At 71.5% G+C, this 13,333-nt stretch carries 10 protein-coding genes; 5 read left to right on the plus strand and 5 right to left on the minus strand.

From position 1 onward, the window contains the following. Positions 1–25: 25 nt before the first annotated feature. A complete protein-coding gene (locus tag VAB18032_RS25465; protein ID WP_013735809.1) occupies positions 26–511 on the minus strand; it encodes a hypothetical protein in 486 nt (161 codons plus the stop codon). A gap of 300 nt (positions 512–811) precedes the next feature. Between VAB18032_RS25465 and VAB18032_RS25470 the strand changes: the two genes are divergently transcribed. The 5 genes from VAB18032_RS25470 to valS all read left to right on the plus strand — a co-directional run bounded on the left by VAB18032_RS25470 (position 812) and on the right by valS (position 9,621). Then, positions 812–2,335 (plus strand): DNA-3-methyladenine glycosylase 2 family protein, encoded by a 1,524-nt coding sequence (locus VAB18032_RS25470; RefSeq protein WP_043725747.1) that lies wholly within the window; start codon positions 812–814, stop codon positions 2,333–2,335. A gap of 178 nt (positions 2,336–2,513) precedes the next feature. Continuing rightward, positions 2,514–3,011 (plus strand): methylated-DNA--[protein]-cysteine S-methyltransferase, encoded by a 498-nt coding sequence (locus VAB18032_RS25475; protein ID WP_043725752.1) that lies wholly within the window; start codon positions 2,514–2,516, stop codon positions 3,009–3,011. A 190-nt stretch (positions 3,012–3,201) separates the two neighbouring features. Continuing rightward, the gene (locus VAB18032_RS25480) at positions 3,202–5,061 is read left to right on the plus strand and encodes an ABC transporter ATP-binding protein (RefSeq protein ID WP_050814654.1); all 1,860 of its coding nucleotides are present in this window, start codon (positions 3,202–3,204) and stop codon (positions 5,059–5,061) included. A 32-nt stretch (positions 5,062–5,093) separates the two neighbouring features. Continuing rightward, positions 5,094–6,962 (plus strand): ABC transporter ATP-binding protein, encoded by a 1,869-nt coding sequence (locus VAB18032_RS25485; protein ID WP_050814796.1) that lies wholly within the window; start codon positions 5,094–5,096, stop codon positions 6,960–6,962. A 43-nt stretch (positions 6,963–7,005) separates the two neighbouring features. After that, on the plus strand, positions 7,006–9,621 hold the full coding sequence (valS, locus tag VAB18032_RS25490) for a valine--tRNA ligase (protein ID WP_043721896.1): 2,616 nt from the start codon (positions 7,006–7,008) through the stop codon (positions 9,619–9,621). 149 nt (positions 9,622–9,770) lie between these two features. On the opposite strand, the gene VAB18032_RS25495 is transcribed toward valS, so the two are convergent. The 4 genes from VAB18032_RS25495 to VAB18032_RS25510 are packed head-to-tail and all read right to left on the minus strand — an operon-like array spanning position 9,771 to position 13,210. Beyond that, positions 9,771–10,481, minus strand: a complete 711-nt coding sequence (locus VAB18032_RS25495; RefSeq protein WP_013735815.1) for an ABC transporter permease subunit — start codon at positions 10,479–10,481, stop codon at positions 9,771–9,773. Continuing rightward, positions 10,481–11,425, minus strand: a complete 945-nt coding sequence (locus tag VAB18032_RS25500) for an ABC transporter ATP-binding protein (RefSeq protein WP_013735816.1) — start codon at positions 11,423–11,425, stop codon at positions 10,481–10,483. The genes VAB18032_RS25495 and VAB18032_RS25500 overlap by 1 nt, the downstream gene beginning before the upstream one ends. Then, the gene (locus VAB18032_RS25505; protein ID WP_013735817.1) at positions 11,422–12,303 is read right to left on the minus strand and encodes an ABC transporter permease; all 882 of its coding nucleotides are present in this window, start codon (positions 12,301–12,303) and stop codon (positions 11,422–11,424) included. Before VAB18032_RS25505 ends, VAB18032_RS25500 begins: the two co-directional genes overlap by 4 nt. Further along, the gene (locus tag VAB18032_RS25510; RefSeq protein ID WP_013735818.1) at positions 12,296–13,210 is read right to left on the minus strand and encodes an ABC transporter ATP-binding protein; all 915 of its coding nucleotides are present in this window, start codon (positions 13,208–13,210) and stop codon (positions 12,296–12,298) included. Before VAB18032_RS25510 ends, VAB18032_RS25505 begins: the two co-directional genes overlap by 8 nt. Positions 13,211–13,333: the final 123 nt, after the last annotated feature.

The following is a 13,333-nucleotide window of genomic DNA, read 5'->3' on the forward strand; positions in this document are numbered from 1 at the left end:
CCCGGTGGTGCTGGGCGACGACAGGTCAGCCGTGCGGGGTCGGGCTGGTCTGGCGGGGTATCAGGGCGTCGACCCGCAGGGTGCCGGGGGCCAGCTCGGCAGCGGCGGCCAACGGGAGGGTGAGCCGCGCGGCGGCTACCGAGTTGGCCTGGTGGGACTCGTTGAGCATCCAATGGACCTCGTCGGCCGTCCAGCCGAGCTGCGGGCGGCCGGCGATCTCCCGGAGCAGCCGCAGTGCCGCCCGGGTGTCGTCGTCGTAGAAGCGCATGCACCAGTGGTGCACCCACATGCCGAGCGCCCGTACGCCGTCGTCGTCGAGCGAACGCAGCAGTCGCCCGCAGGCCGTGTCGGCGAAGGTCCGCGCCGGGTCGTCGGCACGATCCCGCTCGATGGCGCCGACCGCCGCCGGCGCGACCGCGCGCATCCGCTCGTAGAAGCGTTGGACCACGGACTCGTCCAGCGGCACCTGCCCCTGCCTCGGCTCCGCCGCCCGACCCACCACGCTCGCCATCGCCCGCCCCTTCTTCAGTTGCTGGCGGCACGCTACCCACCACAACCGACACTTCCCCGCCCCACCCCACACCCCACCCCCACCCCATCCCGTCGATCTTGCACTTTTGGTCGCTGACTCGTCCCCTTACACACCCTTTGTCCCGACGGTAACTGCATGATCGACGGCGCTAGGCGGGTGCGAAGCGGGGCGACGCGGGGCGGGGCGGGGGCGGGGCGGGGCGGCGGGGCGCGGGCGGAGGCAGGGTGGGGTCTGAAAGCCGCCAGTCGGGGGGTGGGGGTGGGGCGCATGATCGGGGGTGTGGAGCTGGACTTTGAGCGGTGTTATCGGGCGGTGGACAGCCGCGACCAGCGGTTCGACGGGTGGTTCTACACGGGCGTGACGTCTACCGGGATCTACTGCCGGCCGTCCTGTCCGGCCGTGACACCGAAGCGGCACAATGTCCGGTTCTTTCCCTCGGCGGCGGCTGCTCAGGGTGCCGGGTTGCGGGCCTGTCGACGGTGTCGACCGGACGTCTCCCCCGGCTCACCGGAGTGGGACGTCCGCGCGGACGTGGTGGGCCGGGCGATGCGGTTGATCGCCGATGGGGTGGTGGATCGGGACGGGGTTCCCGGGTTGGCCGCCCGGCTCGGGTACACCGAACGGCACCTGCACCGGATGCTCCGGGCCGAGCTTGGTGCCGGTCCGTTGGCGCTGGCCCGCGCGCAGCGCGCGCAGACCGCCCGTACCTTGATCGAGAGCACTGAGCTGGGTCTGGCCGAGATCGCCTTCGCCGCCGGGTTCGGCAGCGTCCGGCAGTTCAACGACACGATCCGCGAGGTGTACGGGGTACCTCCGTCGCAGCTTCGGGCCGGCCGGCGTACGGCGCTCGGCGGGTCGGGCACGATCACCTTGCGGTTGGCGTACCGCCCACCGTTGCACGCTCCCGCGCTGCTGGAATTTCTGGCGCTGCGTACCCTGCCGGGCATCGACGAGGTCCGGGACGGGACGTACCGCCGGGGGTTGCGGTTGCCGCACGGCACCGGCGCGGTGGCGCTGACCCCGGCGGACGGGCATGTCGCGGCCACCCTGCGGCTGACCGATCTGCGTGACCTGGCGCCGGCCGTGGCCCGCTGCCGGCACCTGCTCGACCTCGACGCGGATCCGGTCGCCGTCGACCAGACCCTCAGCGCTGATCCTGCCCTGGCCGCCGCCGTGGCCGCCGAACCCGGGGTACGCGTCCCCCACGCCGTCGACGGCTTCGAGATGGCCGTCCGCGCCATCACCACCCAACAGGTCTCCCTCACCTCCGCCCGCACCACCCTCACCCACCTCCTCACCACCCTCTACACCCCCGCCCTGAAAAGTGTTGATCAAGAGGTTTGCGTCGGGGATGGCGCTCGGGAAGACGCAAACCTCTTGATCAACGGGGCGGAGGGGGTTTCCGTCGGGGAGGAGGGGGTTCGGGTGGGGGGTTTTCCGGCGGCGGAGGAGGTGTTGCGTGTGCCGGATGAGGGGTTTCGGATGCCGGCGGGGCGGCGGGAGGCGATTCGGGCGGTGGCTCGGGCGGTGGTGGCGGGTGAGCTTGATCTGGAGGTGGGTGGGGAGCGGGGGGAGGTGGCGCGGCGGTTGGCGCGGGTGCCGGGGGTGGGGCCGTGGACCGGCGGTTACATCGCGATGCGGGCGCTCGGCGACCCGGACGTGTTCATGCCCACCGATCTCGCCGTGCGCCGGGGCGCCGCCGCCCTCGGGTTGCCCGACTCCCCTGCGGCCCTTGATGAGTACGCGACCCGCTGGCGGCCGTGGCGCTCGTACGCCGTCGTCCGACTCTGGCGGGCCGCATGAATTCGACCTCGGACGGCCGCATGAACCGAACGTCGGCGAGCCGCGTGAACCCAAGACCCCAGAAGCCGCGTGAGCCCGAAACCTCGGAGAGCCTGCGTGGGGCTCGAAAACCTCGGAGAGCAGTGTGAATTCGACCTTGGAGAGCAGTGTGGATACGACCTTGCGGAACAGCGGCGCGATCATCGACAGCGCCACCGTCGACACGCCCGTCGGTCCGTTCACGATCCTCGCCGGCCCGGACGGCGCGGTCCGGGCCGCCGGGTTCACCGCCGATCCGGCGGCTGTGCTCGCGGTGATGCACCCTGGCCTGCGCGGTGAGCCTCGCCAGCGACGCGACCTCGGTCCCGTCACCGCGGCCGTCGAGGCGTACCTCGGTGGTGACCTGACCGCGATCGACGACGTACCGGTCCAGCAGCACAGCGACGGAGTCTTCCTGTCACACGCCTGGCAGGTGCTGCGCGAGGTGAAGGCGGGCCAGCCGGTCACCTACACCGACTACGCCGCACTGGCCGGTCGCCCCGCCGCGGTACGCGCCGCCGCCTCGGCCTGTGCCCGTAACGCCGCCGCTCTCTTCGTCCCCTGCCACCGGGTGCTGCGCACCGACGGCACGCTGGGCGGCTACCGCTGGGGGCTGCCGGTGAAGGAGTGGCTGCTCACGCACGAGCGACGAAGCTGACAGGCGGCCGGGCTGAGGCACGCTGACGCGCCGGCACCACCCACGGGCAAACGCATCGGCGGGCACACGCATCGACTGATACCCATGCCGCAAATGGGGCCGTAGCTGGTCAGGCCGGTCGACGAAAGGGCAACATCGGTGACAACAAGCCGACAGTAATGCCGTCCTCATTTACCGCTACCGTCGGGTAGTGGCTGCGGGGAGCGGCGACGGCCCGGCCGGACGGGCCGAGGTCAGGAGACATCCACTCGGGAATCTGTGGCGGCTGCGGCGCTATCTGCGCCCGCATGCCGTGGAGTTCAGCGTCCTGCTGCTGGCCGGGTTCGCCTCGACCGGGGCGGGCATCGCGGTGCCGCTGGTGGCTCAGCGGGTGGTCGACGGGCCGGTGGCCGACCGGGACCTGCGCGGGCTGTTCCAGCTTGCCGGGCTCGCGTTGACGCTCGGCCTGATCGAGGCCCTGTTGATCTTCATCCGTCGGTGGGTGCAGTCGTCGTCCTCGGTGGCGATGGAGGCGACCATCCGCGACGACATCTACGCCCACCTGCAACGGTTGCCGGCCAGCTTCCACGACCGGTGGCCCTCCGGTCAGCTGCTCTCCCGAATCACCAGCGACCTGTCGGTGCTGCGCCGGTTCCTCTCCTTCGGACTGCTCTTCCTCGTCCTGAACCTGACCACCTACCTGGTCGTGGTGGTGCTGCTGGTCCGGCTGCATCCGGTGCTGGGCCTGCTGGTGGCGGCCAGCGCGGTGCCGCTGTTCGTGATCGCCCGCCGCTTCGGCCGGCACTACCACGCCGCGTCCCGTCGCATGCAGGACCAGCAGGGCGACGTCGCCACCCAGGTCGAGGAGACCGCGCAGGGCCTGCGCACCATGAAGGCGTACGGGCGGGGGCCGCAACTGACCGCCCGGTTCGTGGCCAGCACCCGGGCGTTGCACGACACCGGGGTCGGCAAGGGCAGGCTGCTCGGTCGTACCGCCGCACTGCTGGACCTGGTGCCGAACCTGACCCTCGGCATCGTGCTGGTGGCCGGTGCCGCCGCGGTCGCCGACGCCCGGCTCACCATCGGCCAACTCGTCGCCTTCGTCAGCCTCCAGTTGATGCTGATCTGGCCGGTGCAGTCGCTGGGTTGGATCATCGCCAACGGCCAGGAGGCGGCCACCGCCGCAGACCGGATCCAGGAGGTGCTGGACACCGCGCCGGCCATCGTCGACGCGCCCGATGCGGTCACATTGGCCCGGTCGGCGGTGCGCGGTCGGCTCCGCTTCGAGGCGGTCACCTTCCGCTATCCGGGCACCGCCGCACCGGTGCTGCGCGGCATCGACCTGACCGTCGAGCCCGGTGAGACGCTCGCCCTGGTCGGCGCGACCGGCAGCGGCAAGAGCACCCTGCTGTCCCTGGTGCCCCGCTTGCACGAGGTCGAGACAGGGCGGATCACCCTCGACGGCCACGACCTGCGCGACCTGCGGTTGGCCTCGCTGCGCCGGCTGGTCGCGGTGGCTTTCGAGGAACCGACGCTGTTCTCCATGTCGGTGTGGGAGAACCTCACCCTGGGTCGCCCCGACGCCGGTACCGACGAGGTCCGGGCCGCTCTCGCGTTGGCGCAGGCGGAGTTCGCGTACGACCTGCCGTGGGGCCTGGACACCCGGCTCGGTGAGCAGGGGCTGTCGCTGTCCGGTGGGCAACGGCAGCGCCTGGCGCTGGCCCGCGCGGTGCTGGTCCGGCCCACGGTGCTGGTCCTCGACGATCCGCTCTCCGCGTTGGACGTGCACACCGAGGCGCTCGTGGAGTCGGCGCTCAAGCGGGTGCTGCGGGACATGACGGCGCTGCTGGTGGTGCACCGACCGTCCACCATCGCGCTGGCCGACCGCGTCGCGCTGCTGGAGGACGGCCGGATCACCGCCGTCGGCCGGCACACCGACCTGCTGGCCGAGGTGCCGGCGTACCGCGCGCTGCTCTCCGCCGAACCGACCGGCACGCCGTCGTCCACAGCCGGCGCGCCGTCGTCCACTGTCGGAACGGCACCGGACGGCACCCCGCTGGTGCGCTCGTGACAGCCGGCGAGCCGAGCGGTCGCAACCGCCGGGTGCCGGGGCAGCGCTCGGGTCGCCGCGAGACGGACCCGGCGCGCTGGCGCGGGCTCGCCGCCGATCCGCACGCCGACCGCAGTCTCGCCGAGGACACCGACCCCGAGGCGGTGGCCCGGCTACGGGTCCGCAGTCGTGCGCTGCTGGCCGACGTGTTGCGCCCGCACCGCGCCCGGCTGGGCGGTGCGGTGGCGCTGCTGCTGACCCAGAACGCCGCAGCGATGTCCGGGCCGTACCTGGTCATGCTCGGCATCGACCGGGCGATCGACCCGTTGCGCGACGGCGACGCGGGCCCACTGGTGGCCGTCGCGGTGGCGTTCGCCGCCGCGACCGGCATCGAGTACGCCGCCCGACGCGCCTTCCTCACCCTCTCCGCCCGGATCGGCCAGGCCGTCCTGCTCGATCTGCGCCAGCGGGTGTACGGGCACTTCCTGCGCCTGCCGGTGGCCTTCCACGAGCGGTACACCTCGGGTCGGATGATCTCGCGGCTGACCAGCGACATCGACTCCATCGCCGAGCTCGTCGACGGTGGTGTGGAGAGCCTGGTGATGGCAGCCCTGACGATCGTGTCGGTGGCCGGCATCCTGCTCTGGCTGGACCTGCCGCTGGCCGCAGTCACCCTGCTCGCCTTCCCGCTGCTGTTCTGGCTGTCCCGCTGGTTCGCCCGGGCGTCCGCCGCCGCCTACCGCCGCACCCGGGAGGCGATGGCCCTGGTCATCGTCCACTTCGTGGAGTCGATGCGGGGCATCCGGGCCGTGCAGGCGTACCGCCGGGAGGGCCGCAACCAGGACATCTTCGCCACCGTCAACGACGATTACCGGCGCTCCAGCCGGCACGCCTTCCGCCTGATCGCCACGTACTCGCCGGGGATCAAGCTGATCGGCAACGTTACCGTGGCGGTGGTGCTCTGCTACGGCGGTGCCCGGGTGCTCGGCGGCGACACCGGCGTCGGGGTGCTCGCGGCGTTCCTGCTCTATCTGCGCCGGTTCTTCGAGCCGATGCAGGAGCTGAGCCAGTTCTACAACGCGCTGCAGTCGGCCACCGCCGCCCTGGAGAAGCTCGCCGGGTTGCTCGACGAACGGCCCGAGGTGGCCGAGCCGCAACGCCCGGTGCCGCTGCCCCGGGGACCCGACCGGGGTGCGGTCACCTTCCGTGGCGTCTCGTTCGGGTACCGGTCGGACGCGCCGATCCTGACCGGGCTGGACCTCACCATCCCCGCCGGGCAGACCGTGGCGCTGATCGGGCCGACCGGGGCCGGCAAGTCGACGCTTGCCAAACTGCTCGCCCGGTTCCACGACCCGGCAGCCGGCACCGTCAGCCTGGACGGGGTGGACCTGCGCCAGGTGGCCGACGCGGAGTTGCGTCGGGCCGTGGTGCTGGTGACCCAGGAGACGCACCTGTTCGGTGGCAGCGTGGCGGAGAACATCCGCTTCGGTCGCCCGGACGCCGACGATGCGGCGGTCGAGGCGGCCGCGCGGGCGATCGGCGCGCACGACTTCATCGCGGCACTACCCGACGGGTACGCCACCGAGGTGCAGCGCCGCGGCGGGCGGCTCTCCGCCGGGCAGCGGCAACTTGTCGCCTTCGCCCGGGCGTTCCTGGCCGACCCGGCGGTGCTGATCCTCGACGAGGCCACCTCGTCGCTGGACATCCCCACCGAGCGGCTGGTGCAGCGGGCGCTCGGCACGATCCTGCGCGACCGGACCGCGGTGGTGATCGCGCACCGGCTCTCCACCGTGGAGATCGCCGACCGGGTGCTGGTCCTCGACGACGGCCGGATCGTCGAGGACGGTCCACCGGCCGACCTGATCGCCGACGGTGGCCGGTACGCCGACCTGCACCGCCAGTGGATCGACTCGCTGCTCTAGGTAATTCGATGCCCGGCGGCGCGACGCTGCCTACCATCGACGGATGACTGATACGGCGAGGACGGCCCGTACCGGCGTCCCCGAGCGTCCGAGTTTGGACGGCCTCGAGGAGACCTGGTCGCGCCGCTGGCAGGAGGAGGGCACGTACGCGTTCGACCGCTCGAAGGCGGCTGTCCGGGGTCGCGGCGAGGCGTCAGACTCGCCGAGCCCGGATGGCCGTAGCTCGGACGTATACGCGATCGACACCCCGCCGCCGACCGTATCGGGCGAGCTGCACATGGGGCACGTCTTCTCGTACACCCACACCGACCTGATCGCCCGGTTCCAGCGAATGCGCGGCCGGACGGTCTTCTACCCGATCGGCTGGGACGACAACGGGCTGCCCACCGAACGTCGGGTGCAGAACGTCTACGGGGTGAGCTGCGACCCGTCGCTGCCGTACGACCCGGACTGGCGGGCACCGGACGCGCCGGTGGACGATGCGGCCCGCAAGAACCCGACTCCGATCTCCCGACGCAACTTCATCGAGCTGTGCGAGCGGTTGACCGTCGCCGACGAACAGGTCTTCGAGGCGCTGTGGCGTCGGCTCGGCCTGTCGGTGGACTGGTCGCTGGCGTACACCACCATCGGTCCGGTGGCTCGGGCCGCCTCGCAGCGGGCGTTCCTGCGCAACCTGGCCCGGGGTGAGGCGTACCAGTCGGAGGCGCCGACGCTGTGGGACGTCGGTTTCGCCACCGCCGTCGCGCAGGCCGAGTTGGAGGATCGCGAGCGACCCGGCGCGTACCACCGGTTGCGGTTCCACGCTCCCGGCGGGCGGGAGGTGCTGATCGACACCACCCGTCCGGAGTTGCTGCCGGCCTGCGTGGCGCTGGTCTGCCACCCCGACGACGAGCGGTACGCCGACCTGGTCGGCGGCACTGTGCGTACGCCCGTCTTCGACGTGGAGGTGCCGGTGCGCGCGCACCCGCTGGCGGAGCCGGCCAAGGGCACCGGCATCGCGATGGTCTGCACGTTCGGCGACCTGACCGACGTGACCTGGTGGCGGGATCTGGGCCTGGAGACCCGGGTGGTGATCGGGCGCGACGGCCGGCTGCTGCCGGAGCCGCCGGCCGGGGTGCCCGCGCAACCGTACGCGGCGCTGGCCGGGCAGGGCGTCAACGCGGCCCGGCGGAGCATCGTGCAGGTGCTGGCCGACGCGGGTGACCTGGTGGGCGAGCCGCGCCCGATCACCCATCCGGTGAAGTTCTACGAGCGGGGCGACCGGCCGCTGGAGATCGTTTCGACCCGGCAGTGGTATCTGCGCAACGGTGGCCGCGACACCGCCCTGCGGGAGGCATTGCTCGCCCGGGGGCGCGAGCTGCGCTGGGTGCCGGAGCACATGCGGCACCGCTACGAGCACTGGGTGGGTGGCCTGACCGGTGACTGGCTGGTCAGCCGGCAACGCTTCTTCGGCGTGCCGGTGCCGGTGTGGTACCGGCTCGACGACACTGGCGAGCCGGACTGGTCCCAGCCTCTCACGCCCGACGAGGATTCGCTGCCGATCGATCCGTCCGACGACGTGCCCGCCGGCTACGACGAGTCCCAGCGCGGGATGCCCGGCGGCTTCGTCGGCGACCCGGACGTGCTGGACACCTGGGCCACCTCGTCGCTGAGCCCGCAGATCGCTGCCGGTTGGGAGACCGACCCGGACCTGTTCGGCCGGGTCTTCCCGATGGACCTGCGCCCCCAGGGGCAGGAGATCATCCGCACCTGGTTGTTCGCCACGGTCGTGCGGGCCCACCTGGAACACGGCGTGCTGCCGTGGCGGACCGCCGAGTTGTCCGGCTGGATCCTGGACCCGGACCGCAAGAAGATGTCCAAGTCCAAGGGGAACGTGGTCACCCCGATGGGGTTGCTGGAGCAGCACGGCGCCGACGCGGTGCGGTACTGGGCGTCCACCGGGCGTCCCGGTGTCGACCTGGCCTTCGACCCGGCGCAGATCAAGGTCGGTCGGCGGCTGGCCACCAAGCTGCTCAACGCGTCGCGGTTCGCGCTCGGGCTCGGCGCCGCCGACGCGCTGCGCGCTGCGGCGACCGAGCCGTTGGACCGGGCCATGCTCGCCGGGCTGGCCGAGGCGGTGACGACCGCGACGACGGCCTTCGAGGCGTACGACCACACGGCGGCGTTGCAGGCCACCGAGTCGTTCTTCTGGCGGTTCTGCGACGACTACATCGAGTTGGTGAAGGAACGCGCCTACGGCACCGGCGCGGGAGCGGATTCGGCCCGGGCCGCGTTGGCCACCGCGTTGTCGGTGCAGTTGCGACTGTTCGCCCCGTTCCTGCCGTACGCGACCGAGGAGGTCTGGTCCTGGTGGCGGTACGGCTCGGTGCACCGGTCACCGTGGCCCACCACGTACGAGGTGAGCCGGACGATCCAGGGCGAGGGAGATCCGGCGTTGCTGCGGCTGGCCTCCGACGCGCTCGGGCAGGTGCGGCGGGCCAAGTCCGAGCGGAAGCTGTCCATGAAGGCGGAGGTGCCGCTGGCCGAGGCGCTCGGCCCGGCCGCCCTGCTCGACCAGCTCACGCTGATCGTCGACGACCTGCGGGCGGCCGGGCACATCGGCAAGCTCGACCTGCTCCCCGACCGCACCCCCGAACTCGTCATCGCCTGCGCCTTCTAGGGGGCGGGGTGTAAGGAAGGGCACCTTATTAACGCCTCGTGCATAGGAAGGGCCCCTTGTTAACAGTTGTCGATCACAGCAGATCGGCTCGTGTTAACAGGGGGCCCTTCCTCTACCTCAGGCGTTAATAAGGTGCCCTTCCTTGCACGTCAGCTGGTTTCGCCGGCTACCGAGAAGGAGCGGAGGCGGTTGACGGCCAGCAGGGTGAAGGCGACGCTCACCAGCGCCGTCATCACCGCCGCCACCGGTACGGAGACCGTCGTGTCGAGCAGGTTCGTCGGGGCGAGCCGGTCCGCCAACGCGATCACGTAGTGCTGGATGGAGAGCACCCGGGTGCCGGTGACCACGTTGCTGAGCAGCCCTTCCCAGATCAGCACGTAGACCAGGCCGAGCAGGACCGGCCGCCGGGTGAGCAGGCTGGCCGCCACGAACAGGGCCGAGTAGGCCAGCGCACCGATCGAGGCGGCGACGGCCAGCGCCAGTCCGAGGCGTACCGAGTCGGCCAGCAGGCCGGCGGCGAACAGCGGCAGCGCCACGGCCGCAGCGGTGGCCCCGACCGCCACCGCCAGCTTCGGCAGCACGATCTGCCAGCGTGGCAGCGGTGTGGTGAGCACGTGCACCACCGTGCCGTCGTCGATCTCGGCTCCGAGCACCCCGGTGCCGACGATCAACGCGACCACCGGGAGCACGACGGCCAACCCGAGGCCGACGAGCACCGGCGGCCCCCAGGCGGACGGGGCCACCCCGAGGCCACGGGACAGCACGGCCAGCACCACAAGCAACATGGGCAGCGGCAGCAGCAGAAGGAACCGGCGACGCCCGAACAGCCCGCGCGCGGTGATCCAGCAGACAGTGGACATCAGGCCTCCACCAGGTAGGAGAAGACGCTCTCCAGGGACTCGTCCTCGGGCAGCAGTTGCCGCACCCGTACGCCCCGGGCCAGGGCGACCTTCGGCAGTACGCGGGTGAAGGCACCGTAGTCGCCGGCCCGTACGGTCAGGCCGTCGCGGCCCAACTCGACACCGGTCACCGACGGCTCGGCCATCAGCGCGACGGCCAGCGCCCGGTCGTCGGTGGAGCGGATGGCGAACACGTGCGGCCGGTTGGTCATCAGCCGGCGGATGGTGCGGAAGTCACCGGAGGCGGCGAGCCGCCCGGCGACCATCACCTGCACGGTGCCGGAGACCTGCTCGACCTCCTCCAGGATGTGCGAGCTGAACAGGATGGTGCGGCCGGCGTCGCCGAGCGAGTGCAGCAACTCCATCATGTGCAGGCGCTGGCGCGGGTCCATGCCGTTGAACGGCTCGTCCAGCAGCAGCACCTGCGGGTCGTGCACCAGCGACGCGGCCACCCGGGCCCGCTGCCGCATGCCCTTGGAGTAGGTGCCGATCCGGCGGTCCTGCGCGCCCTCCAACTCGACCATGGCGATCGCCCGGCGGGCCGCCGCCTGCGGGTCGGGCAGCTTGTGCAGCTTGGCGGTGGCCAGCACGAACTCGTACGCGGTGAGGAAGCTGTGCACCGCCTCCCGTTCGCTGACCAACCCCAGCCGTCGGTAGACCTCCGGGTTGCGCCAGGTGGGTTGACCGTCGAGGGTGACCTGCCCCCGCGAGGGGGCGAGGAAGCCGGCCATCATGTGCAGCAGCGTGGTCTTGCCGGCACCGTTGGGGCCGAGTAGACCGGTGACGCCCGGCCCGAGGCTCATGCTCACGTCGTTGACCGCGACCACGTTGCCGTACCAGCGGGAGACCCCGGCGAGGTCGAGGGTGCTGGTGGTGGTCGGGGCGGGACTACTGGTCGTGGTCATCGGGCGGCCACCTTCCGGTAGCGGGCCAGCAGCAGGGCGACGCAGGCCGCGACGAGCAGGGCGGCGACCAGGGCGTACACCGGGCCGAAGGCACCGAGGTCGGGACCGAGGGCGTCCGGGTCGGTGATCACTTGGTCGCGCATCGTCCAGATGCCGACACCCTGGACGAGCGTGGACGGCGAGGCGATGCCGGCGAGCTGGTTCGCGGCCTGCGCGGGCAGGATCGACAGGACGCCGACGATCGGCGTGGTCATCAGGAAGACGGCGACGATGCCGCCGGCGGCGAAGGCCCGCTTGCCGGTCAGCGAGGCGATCAGCAGCCCCACCGAGGCGAAGACCACCGCCCACAACCCGGCGTAGAGCAGACCGGGCACCAGGTCCAGCAACTCGTCCCAGACCGCGCCCATGTCGTTGCCGGTGAACGCGGCGCCGAGGAACATCACCAGCTGCGGTGCGCCGAGCAGCATCCAGAGCGCGGTGGCCAGCGCGAGCAGCTTGGCCATCGGGTAGTCGGCGGTCGGCAACGGCCGGGAGAAGTACAGCGGCAGCACACCGCTGCGCAGATCCCGGGAGACCAGTTCCGGCGCGGCCACCGCGACGAAGAAGATGACCAGCCAGCTCATCGAGTCGGCGAACTGGGCGTACGTCATGAGGGTTTCGCCGATCTGGCTGCCGATCGCGGTCACCGCGCCGGCCACCATCAGGACGATGCCGACCACCAGCCAGGGGAAGATCTTGGCCTTGGCGCTGCGACCCAACCCGAAGGCGGTCCGTACGCCGTGCACGTAGAGCGCACCGAAGACCGCGCGGCGGCCCAGCCGCAGGCCGGTGTAGCGCTGGTAGCCGATGTCGTGGATGACACCCGTCGGTTCAGACATGACTGCCCTCCCTGCGGGCGAAGAGCTCGGCCACCCGGTGCCGGCGCTGGTCGAGCCGGTGCAGCGGCAGGTCCAGGTCGGCGACCGCGCCGATGATGAGGTCGTACGTCTGCTGGTCGGCGAGCGGGACGAGCAGCAGTCGTCCCTCCCGGCTCACCGGCAGGTCGAGCGCGGCCAGCCGGGTGGCCAGCGTCTCGGTGCCCTCGCTGACCTCGACGGCGAGCACGTCGGTGGTCGAGGTCATCGCGGCGATGTGGTCGGCACGCAGCAGCCGCCCGCCGTCGATGGCGACCAGGGTGTCGCAGATCCGCTCGACCTCGCCGAGCAGGTGGGAGCAGACAAGTACGGAGATGCCGAACTCGGTGCCGATCCGGTGCACCAGGGCCAGCATGGCGTCCCGGCCGGCCGGGTCGAGGCCGTTTGTGGGTTCGTCGAGCAGCAGCAGGTCGGGGTCGTGCACGAGAGCCTGGGCGAGCTTGACTCGCTGTTTCATGCCGGTGGAGTAGCCACCCACCGGACGATGGCGTTCCTCGTGCAGCCCGACGTGCCGCAGCGCCTCGGAGGCCCGTTCCCGGGCGGCGGTACGTGGTAGGCCGCTGATCTGCCCGAGATGGGTGACCAGTTCGGCGGCGGACAGGTCAGGTGGCAGGCAGTCGTGCTCCGGCATGTAGCCGACCCGGGCGCGGACTCCCGCCGGGTCGGTGGTCGGGTCCATACCCAGCACCCGTACCCGGCCACGGGTCGGGGTGAGCAGGCCCAGCAGGAGCTTGATCAGGGTTGATTTGCCGGCGCCGTTGGCGCCGACCAGGCCGACGATTCCCGGCTCGACCGTCACTGTCAGTTCGGACAGCGCGGTCACCCCACCGCCGTAGACCTTGGTCAACGACTCGGTTGCGATCAGTGTCACGACGACAGCCTAGAGACGAACGACAACGCGGTCTGTCCGGCACGCGCCCCGGTTTTCCCTGATCCTGCTTCCGGTGACTCCCCCTAGGGACCAGTCGGGGTCGTCGTGCAGCTGAGGATTTCA

This window comes from Micromonospora maris AB-18-032, assembly GCF_000204155.1.
In the GTDB taxonomy this organism is placed as follows: Bacteria; Actinomycetota; Actinomycetes; order Mycobacteriales; family Micromonosporaceae; genus Micromonospora; species Micromonospora gifhornensis.